The sequence below is a fragment of the Pseudacidovorax sp. 1753 genome (assembly GCF_040544975.1).
Classification (GTDB): Bacteria; Pseudomonadota; Gammaproteobacteria; order Burkholderiales; family Burkholderiaceae_C; genus Xenophilus.
In genome coordinates, this window is record NZ_JBEPKY010000005.1 from 252313 (window position 1) to 276562 (window position 24250).

Genomic DNA, 24250 nt, shown 5'->3' on the forward strand with positions numbered 1-24250 from the left:
GTCTGCGCTACTTCAGCGTGCTGCCGACTGCGCCGCGGGCCTGCGCATGAGACACGGCGGTGCGTAGCGCCAGGCGGTAACTGTCCACCCCGAACCCGGCGATCTGTCCCTGCACGATGTCTGCGAACACCGAATGATGCCGGAACGCCTCGCGCGCATGGATGTTGGACATGTGCAACTCGACGACGGGGCAGGTCAGGATGGCCAGCGCGTCGCGGATGCCATAGCTGTAATGCGTCCAGGCGCCGGCATTGAGCATCACGCCGTCGACCGCATCGAAATACGCCTGGTGGATGCGCTCGCACATTGCGCCTTCGAAGTTGGTCTGGAAGGACTCGACCTCCACGCCCAGTTCGCCCGCCAGCGTCTGCAGCTCGCCGTCGATCTGCGCCAGCGTCGTCGTGCCGTACTGCTTCGGGTCGCGCTTGCCGAACATGTTGTGGTTGATGCCGTGCAGCATGAGGAACTTCATCGCGGTGTCTCCTGCGCTTTCACGCCAGCGGCACGGTCAGCTTGGCGATGACCGCGGCCGTGTCGGGCCGCACGCCGCGCCACCAGTCGAAGGCCTCGGCGGCCTGCTCGACCAGCATGCCCACGCCGTCGGCCAGCCGCTTGACGCCCGTCTGCTGCGCCATGCGCAGGAAGGGCGTCAGGCCCTTGCCGTAGGCCAGCTCGTAGGCGAGCCCATCGGCGGTGAACACGGTGGCCGGCACCGGCGGCAGCTCGCCGCGCAGGCTGGCCGAGGTGGCGTTGAAGACGAGGTCGAAGCGCTGGCCGTCCAGGTCCTGGTAGCCGCAACCGCGAACCGGACCGCGGCTGCGCAGTTCGGCGGCGAGGTCGGCGGCCTTCTCGACCGTGCGGTTGGCGATGACCAGTTCGGCCGGCTCCTGCTCCAGGAAGGGCAGCAGCGCGCCGCGCGTGGCACCGCCCGCACCCAGGATCAGCACGCGCTTGCCGCGCATCGCGCAGCCCAGGTTCTCGACCACGTCGCGGGTCAGGCCCACGCCATCGAAGTTCTCTGCCAGCACGCGCTCGCCCTCGAACTTCAGCGCGTTGACCGCGCCCGCCAGGCTGGCGCGCGGTGAACGCTCGGTGGCGAAGGCAAAGGCGTCGAGCTTGAAGGGCGCCGTCACGTTCATGCCGCGGCCGCCCGCCGCGCGGAAGGCCTGGGCATCCTCGGCGAACTGGCCGAGGCGACCTTCGATGGCGGTGTAGACCAGGTCCTGGCCGGAGGCCGCGGCGAACATGCCATGGATCAGCGGCGACTTGGTGTGGCCGATGGGGTTGCCGATGACGGCGTAGCTATCGCTCATTGCTTCATCTCCTTGGTATAGAGCACGCCGTCGGCCTGCATCCGGGCGATCTCGTCGGTGCTGTAGCCGAGTGCCGCGGCGATCTCGGCGTTGTGCTGGCCCAGGTCGGGCGCGACCTGGCGGATGGTGGTGTCGCAGTCCGAGAACTTGAAAGGCAGGTTGGGCAGGCGGATCTTGCCGAGCACCGGATGCTCCTGCTCCACCACCATGCCGCGGGCCTGGATCTGCGGATCGGCCAGCACCTCGTCGATGCGCTGCACCTTGGCACAGGGCACGTCGATGCCGTCGAGCAGCGCCAGCACGTCGGCCACCTGGCGTGAGGCCACCCAGGGCTTGACCACGGCCAGGATCTCCAGCCGGTTCGCGTTGCGGCTGGTGGAGGTGTGGAAGCGGATATCCGCACCGAAGCCGGCCGGGCCGCCGTGGGCTTCCACCAGCGCGGCGAAGCGCTTCCAGGCATCGTCCACCTGCGCGGCGATCACCAGGTCGCCATCGGCGGCGCGGAACACGCCGTAGAGCGTGGAGGTCGGCATGTCATGACCGGTTTGCTCGGGCAGCACCTGGCCACCCGACAGCGTGTAGCACTGCACCGCGTACTCATGCATGGAGACCAGCGTGTCGTACAGCGCCATGTCGATGTGCTGGCCCCGGCCCGTGCGGGTGCGGCCCAGCAGGGCGGCATTGATGGCGGCCACCGCGTGGATGCCGGTGTACATGTCGCCCAGCGAGATGCGCAGCAGTGGCGGCGCCTCGCCCGGCGTGCCCACCATCTGCATGATGCCGCTCTTGGCCTCGGCGATCAGCCCGAAGCCGGCACGGTGCGCGTCGGGCCCGGTATGGCCGTAGGCCGAGATGGAGCAGTACACCAGCCCGGGATTGCGCGCGCTCAGCTCGGCATAGCCCAGGCCCAGCTTGTCGAGGGCGCCGGGGCGATAGTTCTCGATGAACACGTCGGCGCCGTCCACCAGCTTGTGCATCAGCGCCTTGCCGCGCGGGTCCTTGGTGTTGACCGACAGGCCCTGCTTGCCCATGTTGAGCTGCAGGAAGTAGCCGGAGTAGGCGTCGTCCTCGCCCACGAACCAGGCATGGTGCCGGCCAGCGTCGCCGCTGCCCGGGCGCTCCACCTTGATGACCTCGGCGCCCAGGCCCGCCAGGCAGCGGCCCACGTAGGGGCCGGCCAGGAAGTGCGAATAGTCGATGACGCGGATGCCGGCCAGCGGCAGCGGCTGGGTGTTTTCAGCGGCCGCGCTCATGCCGGCCTCCGCGGAATCATCAGGCGGTGCTCGCCCTTCTGCACCACTTCGCCATGCTGGTTGACCAGCTCCGAGGGCAGGATGACGATGCCCCAGCCGGGGCGGCTCTTCGAGGCGCGAAGGCCGGTGACGGTGAAGCGCACATGCAGCCGGTCGTCGATCTTGATGGGCAGCAGGAAGTCCCAGGTCCAGCCCAGCGACATGCCCGGGAGGAAGCGGTATTCGCTGCGCGTCTTCAGGCCGTCGGCGATGGAGAGGCCGAACAGGCCATGGGCCACGCGGGTGCCGAAGGGCGTGGTCTTGGCGTAGTCCTCGTCGATGTGCACCGGGGTGTAGTCGCCGGCCAGCTCGGCGTAGGCATTGATGCGTGCCTCGGTCACTTCGTACTCGGGGCTGGTGCAGGTGTCGCCTTCGCGGGCGTCGTCCCAGTACTTCTCGGGCGTGGAGAAGTGCTGCGGGGGCGGGGTCAGTTTCATGGGTCGTCTCCGGATCGAAAAAGGTCAGCCGCGCGGCTTCACGGCCAGGGCCTGGGCCACGCTGCCGGGCGCGGCCTGGATCAGCTCGACGGCCAGGCCGTCGGGCAGTTGCAGCCAGTTGCGGCCCTGCGGCAGCGGCTTCACGCCCCAGGGCTCGGCGGCGGCCAGGGCGGCTTCCAGGTCGTCCACCATCACGCCCAGGTGGGCCAGCCAGCCGGCGTCGTTGGTGGGCGGGGCCTCGAAGTCGGGCGTGGCCATCAGCTGCATGCCGCCGAGCGTCCAGTACTGGCGCGGGTCGTCGGTGGGGCCGTCGATCTCGCGCACGTCCATGCCCAGCACTTCGTAGAAAAAGCGGATGTGCCAGTGGATGTCGCGCACGCGGATGGCCACATGCTCGACATAGGCGGTGGTGGGTGGGGTGAAGGGGGTGCTCATGTCTTCGTCTCCTGGTCGTTCGGTGCTCGGCGTGCCTGGCGTGCCTGCTCGACGCCCTTGATGCAGGTCACCAGCGTGGCATTGACGGGCGTGGCCACGCCACAGCGCTGGCCCCAGCGCACGACGGCGCCGTTGATGAAGTCGATCTCTGTGATGGAGCCCTTCTCCAGACTCTGCAACATCGAGGTCTTGAAGTCGTCGGGCAGGCCGGCGGCGGCCTTGGTCCAAGGCGCCTTCGGGTCGGTGTACGAGATCTGCACGCCGCTGGCGCGAGCGACGTCCATCGCCTCCTGCACGGCGGCGACGGCGGTCGCCTCGATCTCGGGGATGGCGTAAAGCGGGCCATAGGGCAGGCCGGTGATGCCGCTCACCGCGCCGGTGGCGACGTTGATCAGCAGCTTGTCCCAGATCGTGCCCATGATGCGGGTGCTGACCGTGGTGCGCAGGCCGGCCGCCTCGAAGGTGTCGGCGATGCGCTGCACGCGGGGGCTGGCGCTGCCGTCCAGCTCGCCGATCAGGGTTTCCTTGCCGACGGTGCCGCTGATGATGTGGCCGGGCGCGAGCATCACGCCGCCCACGTAGGTCTTGCCGGCGATCACGCGCTCGCGGCCGACGGCCTCGGCCAGGATGTCCTCATGGCCCAGCCCGTTCTGCAGCGACAGCACGACGGTGTCGGGGCCGACCAGCGACGCAGCCCCGGCGATGGCCTGCTGCGTGTGGAAGGACTTCACCAGCACGATGAGCAGCTCGACCGGACCCAGCGCGCTGCAGTCCACCTCGGCACGCACCGCGACGCGGCGCTCGCCGTCCGGCCCCCGCATGCGCAGTCCGCCCGCCCAAATGGCGTCGACATGCGCCTGGCTGCGGTTGATGAGCACCACGTCGTTGCCGGCCTCGGCCAGCGTGCCGCCGATGGCGCAGCCGAGTGCGCCGGCGCCAAGAACTGCGATCTTCAAATGCGTCTCCTGTGATGAGGCTGCATTCTTGGATCCGGACTTCATCGTGTGAAGAACATGGGGCACATACACTGCATGTGGATTTCACATGATGCCCCGACCATGTCCGACCTTTCCCTGCTGGACGGCCGGCAGCTGCAGCTGATCGACCTGCTGTACGCCACCGGCAGCGTGACGCGCACCGCCGAGAAGCTGGGCCAGACGCAGCCCACCGTCAGCATCTGGCTGGCGCGGCTGCGCGAGCAGGTGGGCGATCCGCTGTTCGTGCGCACGGCCCAGGGCATGCTGCCCACGCCCCGCACCGAAGCCATGATCGACACCGTGCGCACCGTGCTGGCCGGCCTGCGCGCCATCGCCGAGGCGCCGACGGCCTTCGATGCGGCCACGATGCAGCGGCGCTTCCGCATCTTCATGACCGACGCCAGCCACATCACGCTGCTGCCGCGGCTCTTCTCGCATGTGCGGGCTCTGGCACCGGGCATCACGCTGGAGGCGGCGGCCATCCATGCGGACATGGCGGCCGAGCTGGAGCCGGGCGCCGCCGACCTGGCGCTGGGCTTCATTCCGGCGCTGGACGCGGGCTTCTACCAGCAGACTCTTTATGACCAGGACTGGGTCTGCCTCGTCCATCCCGACCATCCCAGGATCCGCCCCTCGTCCTTCGGCATCGAGGACTACCGTCGCGAGGCGCACGCGGGCATCGTGCAGGGCACCGGCGCCGCGCTGCTCGACGCCACGGTGCGGCGTCTGCAGATCGAGCGACGCGTCGTGCTGAGCATCCCGGGCTTTCTGGGGCTGCCGGCCATCCTGTCCACCACAGACCTGATCGCCACCTTGCCGCGGCACATCGGCGAGACGCTGGCGGCGCTGGGCGGGCTGCGCGTGCTGCGCTGCCCGGTGCCCATCCCCAGCTTCCCGGTGCGGCAGCACTGGCATTCGCGCTTTCACCAGGATGCCGGCAATCGCTGGCTGCGCGGCCTTTGCGCCGAGTTGTTCGTGAAGGTGGGATAGGGCCGATCCCTGCGATGCATCAGTCCGGTACCCGTGTGTGCCTCGGACAATCACACCGCCTCGATCCGAGGCCCCGACCACAAAGGAGTTGCCGTGAGCGTTTCGAGTTCTTTCGCCCTGTTCATGAACGAAGCGCCGGCGCAGGCCGCAGCCTGGGCGCAGGCGGCCCAGGCCCTGGGTGCGGCGAGCGCTCTGGACAGCAAGACGCAGGCCCTGAGCTATCTCGCGGTGCTTGCCGCCACGGGCAACACGTCTGGCGTTCCCTTCCATGTCCTGGCCGCCCGCTCACTGGGTGCCACCCGCCAGGAAGTGGCGAGTGCCGTGCTGGTCGGCCTGCCGGCGGCTGGCGCCGTCGTCATCGCGTCGCTGCCGGCCGCCCTGGCGGCCTACGACGGACAACCCACCTGATCCGCCAGGTGGGGTGGAACCACACTTCGCGCATTCAAATAAAAACAATTATCATTTAGCACCATGTGAAACGACGAGGGTGCGAGGGGCGCGATGTCCACGGCTTCCATGGCGGCGGCGTCCGCCGCACCGGCGCAGGACGTCGGCCTGCTCTACCGGGACCACCACCATTGGTTGCGCAGTTGGTTGCTGCGCCGGCTCGGTTGCTCGGAGCACGCGGCCGACGTGGCACATGACACCTTCATGCGCCTGCTGGGCGCGCGTGAGGCGCTGCCTCTTCTGCGCGAGCCCCGCGCATATCTGCGCACGACGGCCCAGCGACTGCTGGTGGACAGAGCGCGACACGACGCCATCGAACGCGCCTGGCTGGCCGAGGTGCAGGCGCTCGCGGTGCAGGACGAGGCCTATCCCTCTCCAGAGGACGCACTCGAAGCCCTGCGAACGCTGCAGACGCTGGCCCGCGTGCTGGATGCCGTAGCGCCACGGGCGCGTGCCGCCTTCCTGCTGCATCACCTGGACGGTCTGACGCACGAGGCGGTGGCCACCCAGCTGGGTGTGTCGGACCGCATGGTGCGCAAGTACCTGGCCCAGGTGCTGTTGCAGGTGGCCGCCGGCGAAGCCGCATGAGCAGGCAGCCCGCTGACGGCAACGCAGAGGAGCAGGCCGCCGACTGGCTGGTGGCGCTGACGGCCACCGACCCCGTCGAGCGCGAGCACGCCCGCTTCGGTTTCGAGGCGTGGAAGGCGGCCGACCCCCGTCATGCCGCAGCGGCCGCGCCCATGGAGCGTCTGCTGGGTGGGCTGCAGTCGCTGCGGCACAGCCATGCGGCCGGCGCGCGCGCGGCGCTGCGTGCAGGCGAGGCCGCGGCGGGCCGTGGCACGCGCCGGCGCCGCGTGCTCGCCACCGGCGTGATGAGCCTGGTGCTGGCCGCGCTGGTCGCAATGCCGCTGTGGCGCAGCGAGTGGCCCCAGAGCCTGGCGGCCGACCTGCGCACCGCACCCGGCGAATGGCGCACGCACCGCCTGCCCGACGGCAGCCTGCTCACCCTGGCCGGTGGCAGCGCTGTCGACCTGAGCTTCGACCGCGGTCGCCGTCGGGTGCGCCTGCTACGGGGAGATGTGCTGGTCGACGTCGCCCCCGACGCTGCGCGGCCCTTCGAGGTCCGCACCCGCGACGGAGAAATTCGGGCCCTGGGCACCCGCTTCGTGGTGCGCCGCGAAGACGATGCCACGCGGCTGGCCATGATCGAGTCGGTCACCGCCGTGCGGCCCGACCAGGGACTGAATCAACCCCTGGATGCCGCCATGCGGGTGCATGCGGGCGAACAGGTGCGCATCCGGCCCGACGCCGTCCAGCGGCTGCCGGGCATTGAGCCCGCCCAGCTCGCGCGCGAATGGACGCGGCGCGAATGGGCGGTGGTGGACATGCCGTTGACACAGGTCCTGGAGGAGCTCGGCCGCCATCGCGCCGGGCGCCTGGGCTATGACGCAGAGGCGCTGTCGGCACTGCGCGTGAGCGCGGTGCTGCCGCTGGACGACATCGACCGCGCGTTGGCCCTCCTGCAGGCGAGCTTTCCGCAACTGAGGGTGCATCGCGTCATGGCCTGGTGGGCGCAGGTCGATACGGACGACTGACGCATCGGCCGCCGGTCTGGAGGAAATTTTTTGCGGGACCGGTTCCGGATGTGCAGGCCGGGCCGTCAAGGGAAGTGAACACCGCTTCTTCCTGTCCCGACCTTCCGCTCACCATGACCGTCGCTCCCCCCGTTGCCGCCTTGCGGCCCACAGCCGTGGCTGTCGCTCTGGCTCTCGCTGTTCTCACGGCACTGCCGTCCGCCAGCTGGGCGCAGGCCACCCCCGCGAGCGCGGTTGCGCGCTTCGACATACCGGCCGGTCCGCTCGATCAGGCGCTCGTGCGATTCGCGCAGCAGGCCGGCGTGAGCCTGTCGCTGGATGCGTCACGCGTCGCCGGCCTGCACAGCGGCGGCCTGCGCGGCAGCCACGGCGTGGACGACGGCTTTGCCCTGCTGCTGCGCGGCACCGGCCTGCGTGCGGCGCCCGCCGCCGGCGGCTATGTGCTGGCACCCGCCACGGCTGCGGCCAACCCGGCGGGCGACCCCGCCGCCACGGCGGCTGCGACCCTGGCCACTGTCACGGTCAGCGCCGAGGCGGACGGCGCCACCACCGAAGGCACGGGCGCCTACACGGCCCGCAGCACCAGCCTGGCCACCCGCCTGCCGCTGGCGCCGCGGGAGACGCCGCAGTCCATCAGCGTCATCACGCGCCAGCGGCTGGACGACCAGGGCCTCACGCAGCTCACCGACGTGGTCCAGCAGACGCCGGGCCTCACGCTCGCGCAGGCCGGCAACGCCGGCAGCGACAGCTCGCCCATCTATGCCCGCGGCTTCCAGGTCGACAACTACCTGGTGGACGGCGTGCGGCTGGTGGACTCCAACTACACCGACATTTTCCAGACCTTCGACACCGCTCTGGTCGACCGCGTGGAGGTGCTGCGCGGCGCCAGCGGCCTGCTCAATGGCATCGGCTCGCCGGGCGCAGCCATCAACCTGGTGCGCAAGCGGCCCACCGCCAGCTTCCAGGCCAACGTGCGCGGCGAGCTGGGGTCGTGGTCCCACCGCCGAGGTGAGCTCGACGTCTCGGGCCCGCTCAATGCGGCCGGCACGCTGCGCGGGCGCCTGGTGGCCGCCAAGCAGGACAACGCGTCGTACATCGACCGGCTGCACGAGAAGAAGGACGTGCTCTATGGCGTGCTCGAGGCCGATGTCGGGCCCGACACCCTGCTGCACGCCGGCCTGTCGTGGCAGCGCTTCGATGCGACCGGGCATGCGCGCGGCGGCCTGCCCGCCTACTTCAGCGACGGCAGCCGCGCCGTGTGGGACGTGTCGGCCTCGGCCGCGCCGCCCTGGGCAACCTCGCACCGCGAATACAGCAGCCTCTTTGGCGGGGTGGAGCATCATTTCTCGCCGGACTGGTCGCTCAAGGCCACCGTGGCGCGCAGCTTCAACGCCTACGACGAGGTGATCGGCTATGCGTCCAACGGCAATCCGGACCGGCTGACCGGCGCGGGCGTGGGCCTGTGGGCCGGGCGCTGGGCCGCCACCCCGCGGCAGGACGCGGCCGATGTTCAGGTCAACGGTCGATTCAACCTGCTGGGGCGCCAGCACGATCTGGTGTTCGGCGCGACGGCCGTGCGGACCGCCTACTTCGCGCCGGCCTACACCAACTGGCGGCATGCCGGCTGGGATCCGTCGATCCCCAACATCTACCTGTGGAACGGCCTCTCGCCACTGGAACCCTACAACCCGCAGGTGGGCACCGACGACTCGGACGAGCGCCTCAACAGCGCCTACGGCACGGTGCGTTTCAAGCCACTGGATGGCGTGGCCGTGCTGCTCGGCGCCCGCGTGACCGACTGGCGGCGCCAGCAGCGCAGCCAGAGCTGGATCAGCACAAGCCTCACCACCACCGACCGGCGCGAGCGTGGCGTGGTCACGCCCTATGCCGCCGTTACGTGGGACTTCGCCCGCGACTGGACGGCCTACGCCAGCTACACCGACATCTTCAAGCCGCAGAACTACAAGACGCCGACGGGCGACCAGATCGATCCGCAGACGGGCGCCAGCCGCGAGTTCGGCATCAAGGGCAGCGTGCTCGACGACCGGCTCAACCTGAGCGCGGCCGTCTTCGAGAGCAAGCAGGACAACCTGGCCGTCTCCATTCCCAACACCTTCGCGCCGGACGGCTCCCAGGCCTACCGCGCCGTGTCGGGCACGCGCACGCGCGGCTTCGAGATGGAAGCCAGCGGCGAGCTGCGCCCGGGCTGGCAGCTGTCGGCCGGCTTCTCGCGCAACATGACGCGCGACCGCGATGGCCAGCGCCTGCTGACCCACGTGGCGCAGAACAACTTCAAGCTGGCCACCAGCTGGCGCATGGCCGGCGTGGGCAACGGCCTGACCGTTGGGGGCGCTGTGCGCTGGCAAAGCGGCATCTACACCGACGACCTGGGGCCGGCGCGCAACCAGCGCTTCGAGCAGGCTGCCTATGCGGTGGTGGACCTGATGCTGAAGTACCCCTTCACGCCGCAGCTCAGCGCCACGCTCAACGTGTTCAACGCTTTCGACAAGCGCTACTACAACACCACGGGCAACAGCTACTGGGGCGCACCGCGGCAGCTGCGGCTGGGCGTCGAAGCCCGCTTCTGATCGGCCGCGGTCCGCCGCGCGTCCGTGTCTTCCAACGTATCTCGTGCTGCCGTCAACGACGCGCAGCGTCCTCGCTTCCTTTCCATTTCCACGGAGAACCATCGATGGCCCACCGCGCCTTCTTCGCCCTTGCCCTGGCTGCCGCCGCGATCGGCAGTGCCCAGGCCCACCAGCTCTGGATCGAGCGGACCGCGCCCGGCACGGCCCGTGTCTACGTCGGCGATGTCGATGGCGAGCGCGACCGCGGCGACGAGGTCGCCAGGCTGGGCGCCAGCACTCGACTCTTTGCGGCCGATGCCGCCGCACCGTTGCCGCTCGCGGTCCGCGAGGACCATTTGCTGGCGGCCTCCGTGCCTGCGGATGCGGACCTGCGACTGATCAACGACCAGGTCTGGAAGCCCTGGCGCGGCAAGGACGGGGTGCTCAAGGCGGCTGTCTTCAATGCCCGTGAGGGCCGGCGCGACACGCGCGCCGTGCTCGACTACGAGTTCGTCCCCGAACAGGCCGGGGCCAGCCGCTTCCGCCTGGTCTTCAAGGGCCAGCCGGCGGCCAGCCGGGCCGTGACCGTGGTCGATCCCGCGGGCTGGAGCCGGCGCCTGCAGACCGACGCCGATGGCTGGCTCACCGTGCCGGACCGCGGCGCCGGCCGTTATGTGCTGATCGCCGCCCACACCGACCGCCATGCCCAGGACGTGGCCGGCACCCGCGTGGACGCCGTCGACTACACCGCCACGCTGAGCTATGTGGCGCGCTGAGGCCGGAATGCCAGTCCGGCCGGGGTTCGTGAAGTGAGCGCCGTCTCGCCGTTGATGCACGCGGCGCTGCTGGCCGCAGGCGCCGGGTTGCTCTCGGTGGCGGCCGCCCCGGCATTGGCCGGGCCGCTCTGGCTGCAGCCCACGGCCCAGGGCGCGCGCCTTCGCGCCGGTCCGCCCGACCAGCCCGCCCTTGCCCTGCCACCGCTGCAGGCGCTGGCCGCGCCCGGTGCGGATGCCGCGCACGTGCCCGGGCCCGATGGCCGCATCGCGCGCGGCAACGCGGCGGCCGGCGACCTGCGCCTGACCGCTGTCGAGGCCGAGGGCCAGCGCGTGCTGGTCCACCATCAGGCCCGCCTGGGCCGGAAGGAGACGTCGCCCATCAACGACCTGGAGCTGGTGCCGACCGAGCCGGGCGGCCGGCGCTTCCGCCTGATGTGGAAGGGCCGCCCCGTGGCGGCCACCCAGGTCGAGGTGCAGACGGATGCTGGCTGGCAACGGCTGCTGCGGCCCGATGCGGATGGAACGGTGACGCTGGGCACGCCCTTTCCCGGGCTCTATGTGCTGTCCGTGGCAGCGAGCGTGGATGGCGGCAAGGCGCGCTTCGAGGGCCAGGACTATGACGAGGTGCGCCACAGCGCCACGCTGAGCTTCGAGGTGACGTCTCCGTGAAGCGGCGCTGGATCATGGCCGCCGCGGTGCTGGCCGCGGGCGCGGGCCTGACGGCATGGATGGCGCAGCCCGCCGTGCAGCACCAGACCGAGACGGTGCGCCGCCACGACGTGGAGGCCAGCGTGACCGCCATCGGCACCCTGCAGCCGCGCCGCTTCGTGGACGTGGGGGCGCAGGTCTCGGGGCAGATCCGCCGCCTGCACGTGGCGGCCGGCGACACCGTGCGCCAGGGCCAGCTGCTGGTGGAGATCGACCCCAGCGTGCAGCAGGCCGTGGTCGATGCCGGCCGTGCCCAGCTGCAGGCCCTGCGCGCGCAGCTGGCCGAGGAAGAAGCGCAATGGCAGCTGGCCCGCGACCAGGCCGCGCGGCAGCAGCGGCTGGATGCCGACGGCGCCACGCGCGGCGAGGACGTGCAGACCGCGCAGGCCGAGCTGGCGGTGCGCAGCGCCCGCCTGGACCAGTGGCGCGCCCAGATCGCCCAGACCCGCGCCACCCAGCGCGCCGACGAAGCCCGCCTGGGCTACACCCGCATCTATGCGCCCATGGACGGCACGGTGATCGGCGTGGAGGCGCGCGAGGGCCAGACCCTCAACGCCACCTACCAGACGCCGCGCGTGCTGCGCCTCGCCGACCTGGCCACCATGACCGTGTGGACCGAGGTCTCCGAGGCCGACATCGGCCGCGTGCGCGCCGGCATGCCGGCCAGCTTCACCACGTTGGGTGGCGAAGACCAGGCGCAACCCCGGCGCTGGCACAGCCGCGTGCGGCAGGTGCTGCCTGCCCCGCCGCTGGCGGACAAGAGTGCCGAGGGTGCTGCCGCCGCGCCCGCCGCCACCAAGGCCGTGACCTACACCGTGCTCTTCGACGTGGACAACGCCGACGGCGCGCTGCTGCCGCAGATGACCGCCCAGGTCGGCCTGCGCGTGGCGCAGGCGCCGCAGGCCGTGGCCGTGCCGCTGTCGGCGCTGCAGCCGGTGCCCGGCCAGCCCGGGCGCACCCAGCTGCGGGTGCTGGATGCACGCACCGGCGCCCAGGTCCGCGAGGTGCAGCTGGGCGTGCGCAGCCGCCACCTGGCCGAGGTGACGCAGGGCCTGGCCGAAGGCGAGCAGTTGATCGTCGGCGAGACGCAGGTGCCCCGGTGGCCCGCGTGGCTGCAATGGTGAGCGCGGCGTCCGGGGCGGCACCGCCGCTGATCGCGCTGGCCGGCGTGCGCAAGCGCTACGGCGGCGGCAGCAGTGACCAGCCCGAGACCGAGGTGCTGCATGGCATCGACCTGGAGATCCGCGCGGGGGAATTCGTGGCCATCGTGGGCCAGTCCGGATCGGGCAAGTCCACGCTGATGAACCTGCTGGGCGGCCTGGATCGGCCCAGCGCCGGCCACTACCGCTTCGAGGGGCGTGACGTCGCCTCGCTGAGTCCGGACGCGCTGGCCCGGCTGCGCCGCGAGGCCTTCGGCTTCGTCTTCCAGGGCTATCACCTGATCGCCAGCGAGACGGCGCGGGAGAACGTGGAGTTGCCGGCCTTGTACGCCGGCCTGCCACCGCCAGCGCGCGCGCAGCGGGCGCAGGCCCTGCTCGCGAGCCTGGGCCTGGCAGACAGGGCCGGCCACCGGCCGCACCAGCTTTCGGGCGGGCAGCAGCAGCGCGTGGCCATCGCCCGGGCGCTGATGAACGGCGGCCGCGTGCTGCTGGCCGACGAGCCCACCGGCGCGCTCGACAGCGCCAGCGGCGCCGAGGTGATGGCACTCCTGCACCAGCTCGCGGACGAGGGCCACACCATCGTGCTCATCACCCACGACCGTGGCGTGGCCGAGCAGGCCCGCCGCGTGGTGGAGATCCGGGACGGCCGCATCGTGGCCGATGGCCCGGGACCGGGCGCGGCATCGTCGGCGTCGGCCGCATCGGCCGCGGCCGGTGGCACGCAGGCCGCTTCCGCTCCGATGTCGCCCGGCTCGCCCGGGCCGGCCCGGCCCTGGCATGCCGACCTGGGCGAGGCCGCGCGCGCCGCCTGGCGCGGCATGGGCCGCAACCGCCTGCGCACCGGCCTCACCCTGCTCGGCATCGTGATCGGCGTGGCCTCGGTCATCGTCATGCTGGCCGTGGGGGAGGGGGCGCGCCAGCGCGTGGTGCAGCAGATGGGCACCCTGGGCACCACCATCATGTACCTGGGCGGCAGCGCGCCGGCCGAAGGGGGGCCGCCGGGCCGGATCACCGACGAGGACCTCTCGGCCATCGCCGGCCTGCCGGACGTGGCCCATGTCATGCCCGTCATCGGCGACCCGATCCCGGTGCGCCGCGGCCGGCTGGAGCGGCAGGTCTACGTGTTCGCGGCCGAATGGTTCATGCCCCAGGTGCACCAGTGGCCGCTGGCGCAGGGCCGCTTCTACACCGAGGCCGAGGACCGTGCGCTCACGCCGCTGGTGGTGCTGGGCCATCGGGCGAAGGCGCATTTCTTTCCCGGCGATCCGGACCCGCGGGGCCGGCAGCTGCTGATCGGCGACTCGCCCTTCGAGGTCATCGGCACCCTGGCCGAGCGGGGCGCCGAGTCCGGCGCGCAAAGCTACGACGACATGGTCTTCATTCCCTACCGCGCGGGCCGGGCCCGCGTCTACCGCGTGCAGACCCAGCCCGACTACACGGTCGTCGCCGCCGCCTCGCCGCAGCAGGTGGCGCCAGCCGAAGCGGCCATCCGCCGCCTGCTGCTGGCGCGCCACGGCCGCGCCGATTTCGAGATCAGCAACGCCGCGGCGCGCCTGCAGGCCGAGGCCCAGACGCGCCGCAGCATGACGATGATGCTGGGCCTTATCGCCGCCGTGTCGCTGGTGGTGGGCGGCATCGGCGTGATGAACGTGATGCTGATGACGGTGCGCGAGCGGCTGCGCGAGATCGGCATCCGCATGGCCGTCGGCGCCCGCCAGCGCGACGTGCAGCGGCAGTTCCTGACCGAGGCGGTGCTGCTGACGCTGGCGGGTGGTGTGGCCGGCGTGCTGGCCGGCGGCATCACGGGCGCCGTGCTGGTCGCCAGCGGCGTGCCGGTGGTGTTCTCGGTCCGCGCGATGGCCGGCGCGTTCGCCTGTGCGCTGGCGACCGGGCTGGTCTTCGGCTGGGCGCCGGCGCGTTCGGCGTCGCGCCTGGACCCGGTCGTGGCCCTGGCCGGAGACTGAGCATGCGACACCTCCTGCCCACGGCGCGCCGCCCCGGCGCGCGTGCACTGGTCCTGGCGCTGGCCGGGCTGCTGGCCGCCTGCGCCGCGCCGGCGCCACCGGCCGGCCGGGCTGTGGCGCCGGTCCTGCCCGAGCGGTGGTCGGCCGCCGATCCGGCATCCTCCGGCGCCCTGCCGGCCGAAGAGGGCTGGTGGACGCGCTTCGGCAGCGCCGAACTCGACGCCCTGGTCGCGCGCGTGCAGTCCAGCTCGCCCGATCTGGCCGCCGCGGCGGCACGGCTGCGGCAGGCGCAGGCTCGGGCGCGCCAGGCCGGCGCCAGCCGCTGGCCCGCGCTGGAGGCCCAGGTGCAGGTCCGCGGCCAGGGCGGCCTCGGCGGGCAGGCGGTCGACGCCGAGCCGCGCCACGCGCTGGGCCTGAGCGCGGCCTGGGAATGGGACCTGTGGGGCCGCCTGGAGGCCGGGCGCGACGCGGCGCACGCCGCCGTGCAGGCCAGCGCGCTCGACGCGCGGGCGCTGCGCCTCCTGCTGACGGCCGCAGCAGCCGATGCATGGCTCGAGGCCGCGGGCCTGGCCGAGCGCATCCGGCTCGGCGAAGCCAGCCAGGCAGCGGCCGAGCGCATCGCCGCCCTGACCGAGGTGCGGCTGCGGGCCGGGCGTGCCACCGCCCTCGAAGCCAGCCGGCAGCGCGGCCTGGTGCAGGCGCAGCGCGCCCAGGTGCAGGCGCTGCACCAGCGGTGGGCGGAGCTTCGCGCCACGCTCACGGTCCTGACGGGCCGACCCGACCCGGGCCCGACGCCGACCAGCCGGCTGTCCGAACTGACCCTGCCTGCGGTCGCCCCCGGCCTGCCCGCATCGCTGCTGGCGCGCCGCCCCGACATCGCCCGCGCGGCCGCCCTGCTGGCCGCCGCCGACGCGCAGCGCCTGGCCGCGGAAGCCGCACGCTGGCCCCGGATCACGCTGACCGCCGGCCTCGCCGCCGAGAGCGCCTCGTCGCGCACGCTGCTGCGCGATCCCGCCTATGCGCTGGCGGCGGGGCTGGTGGCGCCCCTGCTCGACGGTGGCCGCCTGGCGGCCGAACGGGACGAGGCGGAGGCGGTGCAGGACGAGCGGCTGGCCGCGTACCGGCACGCGGTGGTGCAGGCCTTCGCCGAGGTCGACGCAGCGCTGCAGTCGCAGGCTGCGTTGCGGGCCCGGCGCGAGGCGCAGGCCGGCGCGCTGGCCGAGGCCCGCCGCGCCCATCGCCTGGCCGAGACGCGCTGGCGCGCCGGGGCCGACGACGCGCTGGCCCTGCTGGACGCGCAGCGCACGCTCTTCCAGGCCGAAGACGAGGCGGCCTCGCTGCACCAGGCCCTGCTGCAGATGCAGGTGCGGCTCTACCGCGTGCTGGGCGGCGGCTGGCGCGCACCCGGTCTTCAGCGCGCCGTCTGGTAGCCGGTGCGCAGCGTCGGCGTGAGTGCGCCGAAGCGCGGCCAGGCCAGCATCACGCCCTGGCGCTGCAACAGGCGCTGGAAGTCCGCCAGCAGGCCCGGTGTGCTGCGCACGGCCCGCGGCAGGGTGCGGCGCTGCTGCGCGAAGGCGGCGAGCAGGCCGGCGGCCTCGCCGATGCTCCATTCGGTCTGGTGTTCGCGGTAGGCGCCGTTGGTCACGCGCGTGGTGCCGATGTTCTTGCAGGCCGGCAGCAGGTTGTCCACCCGCACCGGCAGCAGGGCGCCCAGCGGGATCTGGAACGGGTAGGCGTCGATGTCCACCGTGTTGCGCCCGCGTGTGCTCGGGTGCAGGTCGATGCGGTAGCCGCCCAGGCCCACGCTGTCGGCGAAGACTTCGGCGCCGTCATCGCCCGGGCGGGCCTGCACGCCGATGTGCTGCTCCAGCACGGTGAATTCCGCCACGATGCGGCGGCCTTCGCGGTAGTAGGCCTGCTTGGCCAGGCCGTCGGCCGTGCCCAGCACGTCGCCGCGCAGGCGCAATTCCGGATAGCCTTCGCCGCCGTCGTGGCGCGGCGCCTCGGTCTGCATCCAGTAGAAGAAGGCCAGGCTCAGTTCGCGCGCGGCCTGCAGGGCCTGCTGCTGTGCGGTGCGGTCCACGCCCACCACCGGCTGCTCCCAGTAGTCCATCTGCGGCCAGTTGGCCAGCGTGATGTCGCTGGCATAGGCGCCCGGTGCGAAGTGCCCGCGCCAGGCGATGCGGCGCGCATGCCACAGGTCGTACAGCCCCTCTTCATCGGTCGGGCCCACGAACAGCGGGCGCACGCGGGGCTGGTGGGTCACGAAGTCGCTGAGGGTCCAGCTCAGCTGCGGGCCGGGCCAGCAGGGCAGCTGCAGCGTGCGCAGGCGGTCGTAGTCGCGCGGGCGCTCGATGGTGTGGTCCTCGCCCGGCCGAAGCTCGGCCGCCAGGCACCAGGTGATGGCCTGCTGGTCGTACGGATCGGACTCGTCCAGCGCATGCGGCTCGCCCGTCTGCGCGCGGGCTTCGGCGCCGAACACATGCTCGACGCCGGCAAGCGGCAACAGGTCGCCGATCTCGGTGGCGTCGATGAACATCGGGGCCTGCAGCACACGCAGGCGGCCTTCGCGCAGGTCGAAGGCATGCAGGGCCCGCACGGTGTCGCCCTGCACCTCGGCCGCATCGATGCGGTGCTCGCGCAGCACGACGAGGCGGCCCGCCGCCTCGTGCGGCGCCAGCAGCGCGTCGATCACCCGCACGGCCACCCAGGGCTCGTGGCAGAGCGTGCTGACGTTGCCCTGGCCCGGGTTGAGTCGCGGATGCAGCCGCGCCTCGGGCGTGAGCGGCAGGTGGTCGCGGTAGTAGGCCCGGATGCCCTGCCGCAGCTGCGCATAGCTGAGCGAGGCGCTGACATGCTCGATCCACGGATGCTCGTCGAAGGGCACGCCCTGCGCGGTGAGCTGGCCGCCGAGCCAGTCGAGCTCTTCGACCAGCACCACCCGCAGCCCCTGGCGCAGCGCGGCCAGGGTGGCGGCGATGCCGCCCAGCCCGCCGCCCGCCACCACCAGGTCGGCCTGCAGCTCATGGCCCACACCAGCCCCTGCGTGCACCGCGCGCGTCATTCGGCCCGCAGCCCCAGGCGGCGGATGGCGTCGCCGTAGCGCACCGTCTCGGACGCGATCAACTGGCCGAAGGCCGCGCTGGTGCCGCCGCCGGGCTCCACGCCCAGCGCCTGCAGGCGCTGCTGCACGGCCGGTTGCGCCAGGGCGGCGTTCACCTCGCGGTTCAGGCGGTCCACGATGGCCGGCGGTGTGGCGGCCGGGGCCAGGATGCCGAACCAGCCGGTCACCTCGAAGCCGGGCAGCGCCAGCTCGGCCACCGTGGGCACCCCGGGCAGCACGGCCGAGCGCTTCGCCGTCGTCACGGCCAGCGCGCGCAGCTTGCCGGTCTGGATGTGGGGCAGGGCGCTGGACGGGATGTCGAAGCCCAGGTCCACCTCGCCCGCCAGCAGCGCCGTGAGGGCCGGGCCGGAGCCCTTGTACGGAATCATCTGCATGTCGACCTTCGCGTCGCTCTTGAGCAATTCCGCCGCCAGGCTGGTGGTGGTGGCCCCGCCGCCGCCCGCGGCGTAGTTGAGCTTGCCGGGCGACTTGCGTGCGGCGTCGAGCACGGCGCGGAAGTCCTTGAAGGGCGAGGCGGCTGGCACCACCACGACGACCGGCGAGGCGCCGACCTTGGCCACCGGCGCGAAGGTCTTGACGGTGTCGTAGTTGAGCCTGGGGTAGAGCGAGGTGCTGCCCGGGAAGCCGCTGGTCACGAACAGCAGCGTATGGCCGTCCGCCGGGGCGGTGGCCACGTAGCTGGTGGCGATGGTGGCGCCCGCGCCGGGGCGGTTGTCCACCACCACGGTCTGCCCGAGCGCCTTGCCCAGGGCGTCGCCCATGAGCCGCGCCAGGATGTCGCCCGAGCCACCGGGCGCGAAGCCGACCACCAGGGTGATCGGCTTGGAGGGATAGCTCTGGGCCCAGGCCGTGGATGTCAGGGCGGCGGTGCCGACGGCGGTGGCGGCGGCCATCGCCAGCCAGCGGCGGCGAAGCATTCGTTGCATGGTTGTCTCCTTGGAAGGTGTGGCACCGATGCTAGGAACCGCTGGCCCCGGCGCCCAATACCAAGGCTTTGGCGGGGCATGCCTGGCTGTTATGGTTGGGCGTGTCGATGAACCTCTGTTGTTCTGGCCTTCGTGGCCTCGGCCCCTCGCCATGAACCTGCGCCAGATCGAAGTCTTCCGGGCCGTGATGAGCGCCGGCTCGATCACCGGGGCGGCCCGCCTGTTGCATGTGTCGCAGCCGGGCGTGAGCCGCCTGGTCCGGCACCTGGAGCTGCAGCTGGGCGTGGCCCTGTTCGAGCGGCGCAATGGCCGGCTCTTCGCCACGCCGGAGGCGCGGGCGCTGCAGGTCGAGGTCGACAAGGTCTACCGGGGCGTGCGCCATGTGCAGGACGTGGCGCAGCACCTGCGCTTCGGTGCCCACGCGACGCTGCGCGTGCTCTCCAGTGCCAACACGGCGCTGGAACTGGTGCCGCGTGCGACGGCGCGGCTGCTGGCGCGCTTTCCGGATGCCCAGGTCGGTTTCGAGGCGCTGCCGACGCGCGAGATCGTCAAGCTGCTGGTGGCGGAGGACGCGGACCTCGCCGTCTCTTCGGCGCCCCTGGAGCATCCCGTGCTCGACCTGCGCGAGATCGGCCAGTGGCGTCTGATGTGTGCCCTCGCGCCAGGCCACCGGCTGCTGGCGGCACCGGTCTTCGATTTCGATGCGGCGCTGCGTGAGCGGCTCGTGCTCTACAGCCCCGAGGCGCCCCAGAGCCAGGTCATCGACCGCTGGCTGGCCGAGCGCGACATCGTGCCGCGGCGTGCGGTGGAGGTGCGCTCTGGCCACGCCGCCTGCGCCATGGTGGCCAGCGGCGCCGGCGTGGCCTTCGTCGACGACCTGTCGGCGCGTACCTTCGCGCCAGGCCGTCTGGTGCTGGTGCCCGTGCCCCAGGCGCCCGCCTTTGCGTTGCTGGCCGCCAGCAACACGCACCGGCCGCTCTCCATGCTCGGCCGGGCCTTCATGCAACTGCTGGACGAGGAGTTCGCCGCGCTGGCAGCGCCGGGATGACCCCGGCGCACGGCGGCCGGGGGCCTGCTGCACAATCGCCCCGCCGCGCCCGTCGGCGGCCGGCCACATCCCCTGAGGAGACGCATGCGCATCATCACGATGCAGGGCCGGCTGATGCTGATCGCGTCGATGGCCATCCTTCCCCTGGCCATCGTCTGCGGCATGGCGCTGCACGCGCTGGCCGAAAGCCAGCAGGCCCAGCACCGGGCCACCACCCTGGGCGTCGCCCGTGCCGTCGCCACGGCGGTGGACAGCGAATTACGGCTGACCATCGCCGCGCTCGGCGCGCTGGCCCTGACCGAGCCGCTCGGCACCAGTTCCGGCGCCGGCCTGTCGCAGGCGGTGAGGCTGGCCACTGCCGTGCGTCGGTCGCACCCCGAATGGATGGCGCTGTTGCTGGCCGCGCCGGATGGACGCCTGCTTTTCAACACCGAGAGTGCCGCCGCAGGCGCGCTCGAGCGCGTGGTCGACGATGACAGCCTGGCCCAGGTGCTGCGCACCGGCCAGCCCGCCGTCGGGGCAATGGTGCCCGGCCCCCGTGGCCGTCTGGCGTTTGCGGTGCGTGTGCCCGTGGTGCGCGACGGGCTGACGATCCAGGTGCTGACCGCCGTCGTGCGGCCCGAGGCCATCACGGCGGTTCTGGGCCGCCAGCGCGTGCCCGAGGGCTGGTCGGTGTCGGTGTTCGACTCGCGCGAGCGCCGCGTGGCGCGCAACATCGACGACGCCCGATTGCGCGGCAGCGGCCCGAGCGACACGCTTCGCCGCCTGCTGACCGAGATGGGCGATGCGCCCGATGCCGTGGGCGTGTCGACCAACCTGGACGGCGTGCGCTCGCAGACCGCCGTGGCCCGGCTGGAGTCGGCGCCGTGGTTCGTGGTGCTGGGCGCTTCGGCCGACCTGGCCGAGTCGCCGCTGCGCCGCACCTATCTGGCCTATCTGGGCGGCCTGCTCGTTTCCCTGGCCTATGGTGCGCTGGCGGCCTGGTGGATCTCGCGCGGCGTCACGCGCCCCATGGCCCGGCTGCGCCAGCAGGCCGATGCGCTGGGGCGCGGCGAGCCCGTCGCGGCGGAGCCTTCCCGCGTGCCCGAGGTGGACGCGGTGGCCGATGCGCTGGCTGCGGCTTCGCTGCAGCGACGGCGCAGCGAGGCCGAGCGGCAGCAGCTGCTGGAAGCCGAGCGCGCGGCCAGCACCGCCGCGCAGGCCGCGCAGCAGCGACTGGCGCAACTCGTCAGCGCCGGCGCGGTGCTGTCGCAATCGCTGGAGGAAGATGCCACGCTGCGTGCCATCGCCGCGCTGATCGTGCCTGCCGTGGGCGACCTCTGCCGCATCGATCTGCTGGACGAACATGGCGTTCTGCAGCGCAAGCTCACGCATCACTTCGATCCGGCGCGCACGGCGACCATCGCGGCCCTGGTGGAGACCCGCGCCGCGCCGGCGGACGCCCCGGGCTCTTTTCCCTGGGCCGTGGCCACCGGTCGCACCTTTCTGCACAACCTCGATGACGAGGGCATGCCCGATGCGCTCGATCCGCAGCTGCGCGAATTCGTGCTCGCCTTCGGTATCACGGCCGGCTGCATCGTGCCGCTGATCGCGCGCGGGCGCACCATCGGCGCGATGGCCGTGCTGCAGGCCGAGTCGGGCCGCCGCATCACCGCCGACGACGGCGCACTGATCAACGACCTGGCCCAGCGTGCCGCGTTGGCACTGGACAACGTGCGCCTCTTCGCGCAGGCACGCGCGGCGCAGAAGCAGGCCGAGGACGCCAACCAGGCCAAGGACGAATTCCTGGCCATGCTGGGCCACGAGTTGCGCAACCCGCTCGCGCCCATCGCGCTGGCGCTGCAGCTGGTGCAGCGCCGCGACCCGCAGGCCTTCCCGCGCGAGCGGCAGATCATCGAGCGGCAAGTGCGGCACCTGTCGCGCATGGTCGACGACCTGCTGGATGTGTCGCGCATCGTCTCGGGCAAGGTCGTCCTGCGTGCCGAGGCGCTGGACCTGCGCGACGTGGTCGCTCGGGCACTGGAGCTCACGCTTCCCGCCCTTCAGCAGCGCGGCGACATGCCCGACGTCACGCTGCCCGCCGACCCCGTGCCGGTGCAGGGCGATCCACTGCGGCTGGCCCAGGTGGTCGGCAATCTGCTGAACAACGCCGCGAAGTTCACGGAGCCCGGCAAGGCGATCCGCGTCGTGCTGACCGTGCACACGGCAGGGCCGCATCCCTTGGCGGTGCTGCAGGTCATCGACGAGGGCATCGGCATTGCCCCCGAGTTGCTGCCGCGGGTCTTCGAGCGATTCGTGCAAGGCGAGCAGCCGCTGCAGCGTGCCGCGGGCGGGCTTGGGCTGGGCCTGGCGATTGCGCAGAGCCTGACGCATCTGCACGGCGGCGCGATCACCGTGCGCAGCGAGGGGACGGGACGCGGCAGCACCTTCGAGCTTCGCCTCCCACTGCATGTCGCGTCGCCAGCGCCGGCGGAGCCGTCGCTGGTCCTGGGGCAGGCGCCGCGTGTCCTGTCGGTGCTGGTGGTGGACGACAACCAGGACGCCGCCGACTCGCTGGCGAGCTGGCTCGAATTGGAAGGCCATGCCGTACGGGTGGCGTATTCGGCCGAAGCCGCCCTCGAGGCCCTGCTGCAGCAGGCGTCGGACGCGGCGATCGTGGACATTGGCCTGCCGGGCCTCAGCGGCCACGAACTGGCATCGCGGCTGCGCGCGCAACCCCGGACCGCCCACATGGCGCTGATTGCGCTGACCGGCTATGGCCGCGAAGCCGACCGGAGCAAAGCATTGGCGGCAGGCTTCGACGACCATTTCGCCAAGCCGGCGCAGGTGGAAATCCTCCTCGCGCGGTTGCGCGCACTCGACGCCCTGCGCCACGTCACGCCAGACGCCTGATCAGAGAAGCGGCGGCACTGGCCCGTGGACTGGCCGTTCCCGAACCGAGGCGCGGGTAAAGCCAGTTGCCAGCTGGCGGCTCAGGCGGCGCGCAGCGCCTTGGCGACGTGTCGGGTCGCTTCCAGCCCCGCCGATCCCCAGTGGAGCGCCGGTCCCAGCAGGCGGCGGAGCACCGCGCCCCGATCGGCGCCACCACTGCCTGCAAGCACCTGCCGCAGTTCGGCCAGATCCGGATCGAGGGTGCCGCCGTCCTCGGCCAACATGTCCAGCGAGACCGGTTCCTCGCCGAGGCGGGCCCGTCTTCCGTGCCGGAAGGCGCGAGGCGGTGCAGGCGGCCTTGCGCCCGGGCCCGAGCGGACGAAGGGCGCGCCGTCTTTCGCCGCAGTGCCGCGGATCCAGTCGTAGATGACCTGCAGTTCGTAATCGCCAAAAACGCCGAACATGCTGGCGTGGTCGCCCTGCAGCAGCGCCCAGAAACGGCTTTGCGCGGGGTCGGAGCCCCGTACCAGCCAGCCCTTGCGTTCCAGCGCAGCCACGAAGCCGCCAATGGCCTTGGGATCGGCCAGCCACTGGTTCACCGTGCGGCCTTCGATGCGGCAGTAGTCGGAATGCGCCAGGCTGCCCTCTGTGGCGCGGCCGCCGAGCACCTGCAGCAATGCTTCATGCCCGTCGAAAGCGGCGATGGCATCGGTCGTGCCCTGACCGGCATTGCTCAGCATGTAGCCATCGGCGACGCGAGCCCAGAAGGCTTCGCGGTCCGCGAGGGCAGGCAGGTTCTCCACCGCAGCGCGCAGCGCTCGTTGCGCGTGGCCGCCGGCGGCGTTGTCCACGGTGACATGCAGGGTGAAATAGGTCGGATCGATGCCCAGTTCATCCAGCTCGTAGGCGGTGATCAGCAGATGCAGCGGCAGTTGCTCATAGCCGAGGTTGAAGCCGATCACCTCGGGCAGCAGATCGGCCGTGCAGGCCGCCAGTGACAGTTGCAGCGCACCCTGCACATAGGCCTCGTCGGGCTGCTCGGCCCAGTCCACGATGCCCATCGAGTCGAGCAGGCGCCGATACAGCAGCACATGGTTCTTGTCCGGATCGCCATCGCCCAGTTCCTCGACATAGGTGAGGATCAGATCGTTCAGATGCGGATTGGCGGCGTCCGGCAGCAGGCCATACAGCCAGGCGCCATCGACCAGCTTGGTGGGCGCGACCGCCCTCAGGAAGTTCAGGGCATGCGAGCGGGTGCCGAAGTAGCGCCGCGGGCTGCCCGCTTTGCGCTCCGCCAGGTAGGCCTGGTACGCCGCCCCGGTGGACGCCAGGTTGGCCTGCTGCCACGCGGCAAGACCGTCCGGCGAGTCCGGCAGATCGCACGGCCGACCCCGCATCTCCTCTCGCCAGCGCTCGACAAACGCGCGGGCCTGCATGCGCAAGCCCGCATCGGGGCGGTCGTTGGCATGAAGCAATGACTCGTAGAGCTCACGTGCGCCTTGCGCCAGTTGGTGCCCGTCCTCGTTCGCAGCGTCGGCCGATGGCCGGGCCTGCAGCAGGGCGCGGGGCGTCGTCATTCGGGGCGCGGTTGTCTCTTCTGAGGCCGTCACGGCAAGTTGT

At 71.9% G+C, this 24250-nt stretch carries 21 protein-coding genes; 12 read left to right on the top strand and 9 right to left on the bottom strand.

The window, feature by feature from the left end:
- Nucleotides 1-7 precede the first annotated feature (7 nt).
- The 6 genes from aroQ to ABIC63_RS08360 are packed head-to-tail and all read right to left on the bottom strand — an operon-like array spanning nucleotide 8 to nucleotide 4433.
- On the bottom strand, nucleotides 8-472 hold the full coding sequence (aroQ, locus tag ABIC63_RS08335) for a type II 3-dehydroquinate dehydratase (RefSeq protein ID WP_354319400.1): 465 nt from the start codon (nucleotides 470-472) through the stop codon (nucleotides 8-10).
- Between the two features lie 19 nt (nucleotides 473-491).
- The gene (gene aroE / locus ABIC63_RS08340; RefSeq protein ID WP_354319401.1) at nucleotides 492-1313 is read right to left on the bottom strand and encodes a shikimate dehydrogenase; all 822 of its coding nucleotides are present in this window, start codon (nucleotides 1311-1313) and stop codon (nucleotides 492-494) included.
- Nucleotides 1310-2566, bottom strand: a complete 1257-nt coding sequence (locus tag ABIC63_RS08345; RefSeq protein ID WP_354319402.1) for a CaiB/BaiF CoA transferase family protein — start codon at nucleotides 2564-2566, stop codon at nucleotides 1310-1312. Before ABIC63_RS08345 ends, aroE begins: the two co-directional genes overlap by 4 nt.
- Nucleotides 2563-3042, bottom strand: a complete 480-nt coding sequence (locus ABIC63_RS08350; protein WP_354319403.1) for a MaoC family dehydratase — start codon at nucleotides 3040-3042, stop codon at nucleotides 2563-2565. The genes ABIC63_RS08345 and ABIC63_RS08350 overlap by 4 nt, the downstream gene beginning before the upstream one ends.
- 24 nt (nucleotides 3043-3066) lie before the next feature.
- The gene (locus tag ABIC63_RS08355) at nucleotides 3067-3477 is read right to left on the bottom strand and encodes a VOC family protein (RefSeq protein ID WP_354319404.1); all 411 of its coding nucleotides are present in this window, start codon (nucleotides 3475-3477) and stop codon (nucleotides 3067-3069) included.
- Entirely contained in the window at nucleotides 3474-4433 is a 960-nt protein-coding gene (locus tag ABIC63_RS08360) for a ketopantoate reductase family protein (RefSeq protein WP_354319405.1), read from the bottom strand. Before ABIC63_RS08360 ends, ABIC63_RS08355 begins: the two co-directional genes overlap by 4 nt.
- Before the next feature lie 102 nt (nucleotides 4434-4535).
- On the opposite strand from ABIC63_RS08360, the gene ABIC63_RS08365 reads away from it, so the two are divergent.
- From ABIC63_RS08365 to ABIC63_RS08410, 10 genes are all read left to right on the top strand, one after another.
- Nucleotides 4536-5444 carry a LysR family transcriptional regulator gene (locus tag ABIC63_RS08365; protein ID WP_354319406.1) on the top strand — a complete coding sequence of 303 codons (909 nt, stop codon included), beginning with the start codon at nucleotides 4536-4538 and terminating at the stop codon, nucleotides 5442-5444.
- A 93-nt stretch (nucleotides 5445-5537) separates the two neighbouring features.
- Nucleotides 5538-5852, top strand: a complete 315-nt coding sequence (locus tag ABIC63_RS08370) for a carboxymuconolactone decarboxylase family protein (protein ID WP_354319407.1) — start codon at nucleotides 5538-5540, stop codon at nucleotides 5850-5852.
- Nucleotides 5853-5945: 93 nt separating this feature from the next.
- Entirely contained in the window at nucleotides 5946-6479 is a 534-nt protein-coding gene (locus ABIC63_RS08375) for a sigma-70 family RNA polymerase sigma factor (protein WP_354319408.1), read from the top strand.
- Entirely contained in the window at nucleotides 6476-7486 is a 1011-nt protein-coding gene (locus ABIC63_RS08380; RefSeq protein WP_354319409.1) for a FecR family protein, read from the top strand. Before ABIC63_RS08375 ends, ABIC63_RS08380 begins: the two co-directional genes overlap by 4 nt.
- Before the next feature lie 113 nt (nucleotides 7487-7599).
- A complete protein-coding gene (locus tag ABIC63_RS08385) occupies nucleotides 7600-10074 on the top strand; it encodes a TonB-dependent siderophore receptor (protein WP_354319410.1) in 2475 nt (824 codons plus the stop codon).
- A 104-nt stretch (nucleotides 10075-10178) separates the two neighbouring features.
- A complete protein-coding gene (locus tag ABIC63_RS08390) occupies nucleotides 10179-10829 on the top strand; it encodes a nickel uptake transporter family protein (protein WP_354319411.1) in 651 nt (216 codons plus the stop codon).
- A 33-nt stretch (nucleotides 10830-10862) separates the two neighbouring features.
- Entirely contained in the window at nucleotides 10863-11498 is a 636-nt protein-coding gene (locus ABIC63_RS08395) for a hypothetical protein (RefSeq protein WP_354319412.1), read from the top strand.
- Nucleotides 11499-11512: 14 nt separating this feature from the next.
- A complete protein-coding gene (locus tag ABIC63_RS08400) occupies nucleotides 11513-12661 on the top strand; it encodes an efflux RND transporter periplasmic adaptor subunit (protein WP_354319431.1) in 1149 nt (382 codons plus the stop codon).
- On the top strand, nucleotides 12655-14661 hold the full coding sequence (locus ABIC63_RS08405) for an ABC transporter permease (protein WP_354319432.1): 2007 nt from the start codon (nucleotides 12655-12657) through the stop codon (nucleotides 14659-14661). Before ABIC63_RS08400 ends, ABIC63_RS08405 begins: the two co-directional genes overlap by 7 nt.
- A 2-nt stretch (nucleotides 14662-14663) precedes the next feature.
- Nucleotides 14664-16091 (top strand): efflux transporter outer membrane subunit, encoded by a 1428-nt coding sequence (locus tag ABIC63_RS08410; protein WP_354319413.1) that lies wholly within the window; start codon nucleotides 14664-14666, stop codon nucleotides 16089-16091.
- Here the strand turns inward: ABIC63_RS08410 and ABIC63_RS08415 are convergent.
- Nucleotides 16073-17713, bottom strand: a complete 1641-nt coding sequence (locus ABIC63_RS08415; RefSeq protein ID WP_354319414.1) for an FAD-dependent oxidoreductase — start codon at nucleotides 17711-17713, stop codon at nucleotides 16073-16075. The two genes, ABIC63_RS08410 and ABIC63_RS08415, sit on opposite strands and share 19 nt — an antisense overlap.
- 8 nt (nucleotides 17714-17721) lie before the next feature.
- Nucleotides 17722-18711, bottom strand: a complete 990-nt coding sequence (locus ABIC63_RS08420; RefSeq protein ID WP_354319415.1) for a tripartite tricarboxylate transporter substrate binding protein — start codon at nucleotides 18709-18711, stop codon at nucleotides 17722-17724.
- A 151-nt stretch (nucleotides 18712-18862) separates the two neighbouring features.
- Here ABIC63_RS08420 and ABIC63_RS08425 point away from each other — a divergent pair, with 151 nt between their 5' ends.
- Nucleotides 18863-19759, top strand: coding sequence for a LysR family transcriptional regulator (locus ABIC63_RS08425; protein WP_354319416.1), 897 nt, complete (start codon nucleotides 18863-18865; stop codon nucleotides 19757-19759).
- An 84-nt stretch (nucleotides 19760-19843) separates the two neighbouring features.
- Complete coding sequence (locus tag ABIC63_RS08430; RefSeq protein ID WP_354319417.1) at nucleotides 19844-22651, top strand: hybrid sensor histidine kinase/response regulator; 2808 nt, start codon at nucleotides 19844-19846, stop codon at nucleotides 22649-22651.
- 80 nt (nucleotides 22652-22731) lie between these two features.
- Here the strand turns inward: ABIC63_RS08430 and ABIC63_RS08435 are convergent, their stop codons facing one another.
- Nucleotides 22732-24066, bottom strand: coding sequence for an iron-containing redox enzyme family protein (locus ABIC63_RS08435; RefSeq protein WP_354319433.1), 1335 nt, complete (start codon nucleotides 24064-24066; stop codon nucleotides 22732-22734).
- Between the last annotated feature and the right edge of the window lie 184 nt (nucleotides 24067-24250).

What these genes read in the sequence shown, in the direction of transcription:
- aroQ (WP_354319400.1), bottom strand. Translation starts at nt 472, where the DNA reads ATGAAGTTCCTCATGCTGCACGGCATCAACCACAACATGTTCGGCAAG.
- aroE (WP_354319401.1), bottom strand. Translation starts at nt 1,313, where the DNA reads ATGAGCGATAGCTACGCCGTCATCGGCAACCCCATCGGCCACACCAAG.
- ABIC63_RS08345 (WP_354319402.1), bottom strand. Translation starts at nt 2,566, where the DNA reads ATGAGCGCGGCCGCTGAAAACACCCAGCCGCTGCCGCTGGCCGGCATC.
- ABIC63_RS08350 (WP_354319403.1), bottom strand. Translation starts at nt 3,042, where the DNA reads ATGAAACTGACCCCGCCCCCGCAGCACTTCTCCACGCCCGAGAAGTAC.
- ABIC63_RS08355 (WP_354319404.1), bottom strand. Translation starts at nt 3,477, where the DNA reads ATGAGCACCCCCTTCACCCCACCCACCACCGCCTATGTCGAGCATGTG.
- ABIC63_RS08365 (WP_354319406.1), top strand. Translation starts at nt 4,536, where the DNA reads ATGTCCGACCTTTCCCTGCTGGACGGCCGGCAGCTGCAGCTGATCGAC.
- ABIC63_RS08375 (WP_354319408.1), top strand. Translation starts at nt 5,946, where the DNA reads ATGTCCACGGCTTCCATGGCGGCGGCGTCCGCCGCACCGGCGCAGGAC.
- ABIC63_RS08380 (WP_354319409.1), top strand. Translation starts at nt 6,476, where the DNA reads ATGAGCAGGCAGCCCGCTGACGGCAACGCAGAGGAGCAGGCCGCCGAC.
- ABIC63_RS08385 (WP_354319410.1), top strand. Translation starts at nt 7,600, where the DNA reads ATGACCGTCGCTCCCCCCGTTGCCGCCTTGCGGCCCACAGCCGTGGCT.
- ABIC63_RS08390 (WP_354319411.1), top strand. Translation starts at nt 10,179, where the DNA reads ATGGCCCACCGCGCCTTCTTCGCCCTTGCCCTGGCTGCCGCCGCGATC.
- ABIC63_RS08400 (WP_354319431.1), top strand. Translation starts at nt 11,513, where the DNA reads ATGGCCGCCGCGGTGCTGGCCGCGGGCGCGGGCCTGACGGCATGGATG.
- ABIC63_RS08405 (WP_354319432.1), top strand. Translation starts at nt 12,655, where the DNA reads ATGGTGAGCGCGGCGTCCGGGGCGGCACCGCCGCTGATCGCGCTGGCC.
- ABIC63_RS08410 (WP_354319413.1), top strand. Translation starts at nt 14,664, where the DNA reads ATGCGACACCTCCTGCCCACGGCGCGCCGCCCCGGCGCGCGTGCACTG.
- ABIC63_RS08420 (WP_354319415.1), bottom strand. Translation starts at nt 18,711, where the DNA reads ATGCAACGAATGCTTCGCCGCCGCTGGCTGGCGATGGCCGCCGCCACC.
- ABIC63_RS08425 (WP_354319416.1), top strand. Translation starts at nt 18,863, where the DNA reads ATGAACCTGCGCCAGATCGAAGTCTTCCGGGCCGTGATGAGCGCCGGC.
- ABIC63_RS08430 (WP_354319417.1), top strand. Translation starts at nt 19,844, where the DNA reads ATGCGCATCATCACGATGCAGGGCCGGCTGATGCTGATCGCGTCGATG.
- ABIC63_RS08435 (WP_354319433.1), bottom strand. Translation starts at nt 24,066, where the DNA reads ATGCAGGCCCGCGCGTTTGTCGAGCGCTGGCGAGAGGAGATGCGGGGT.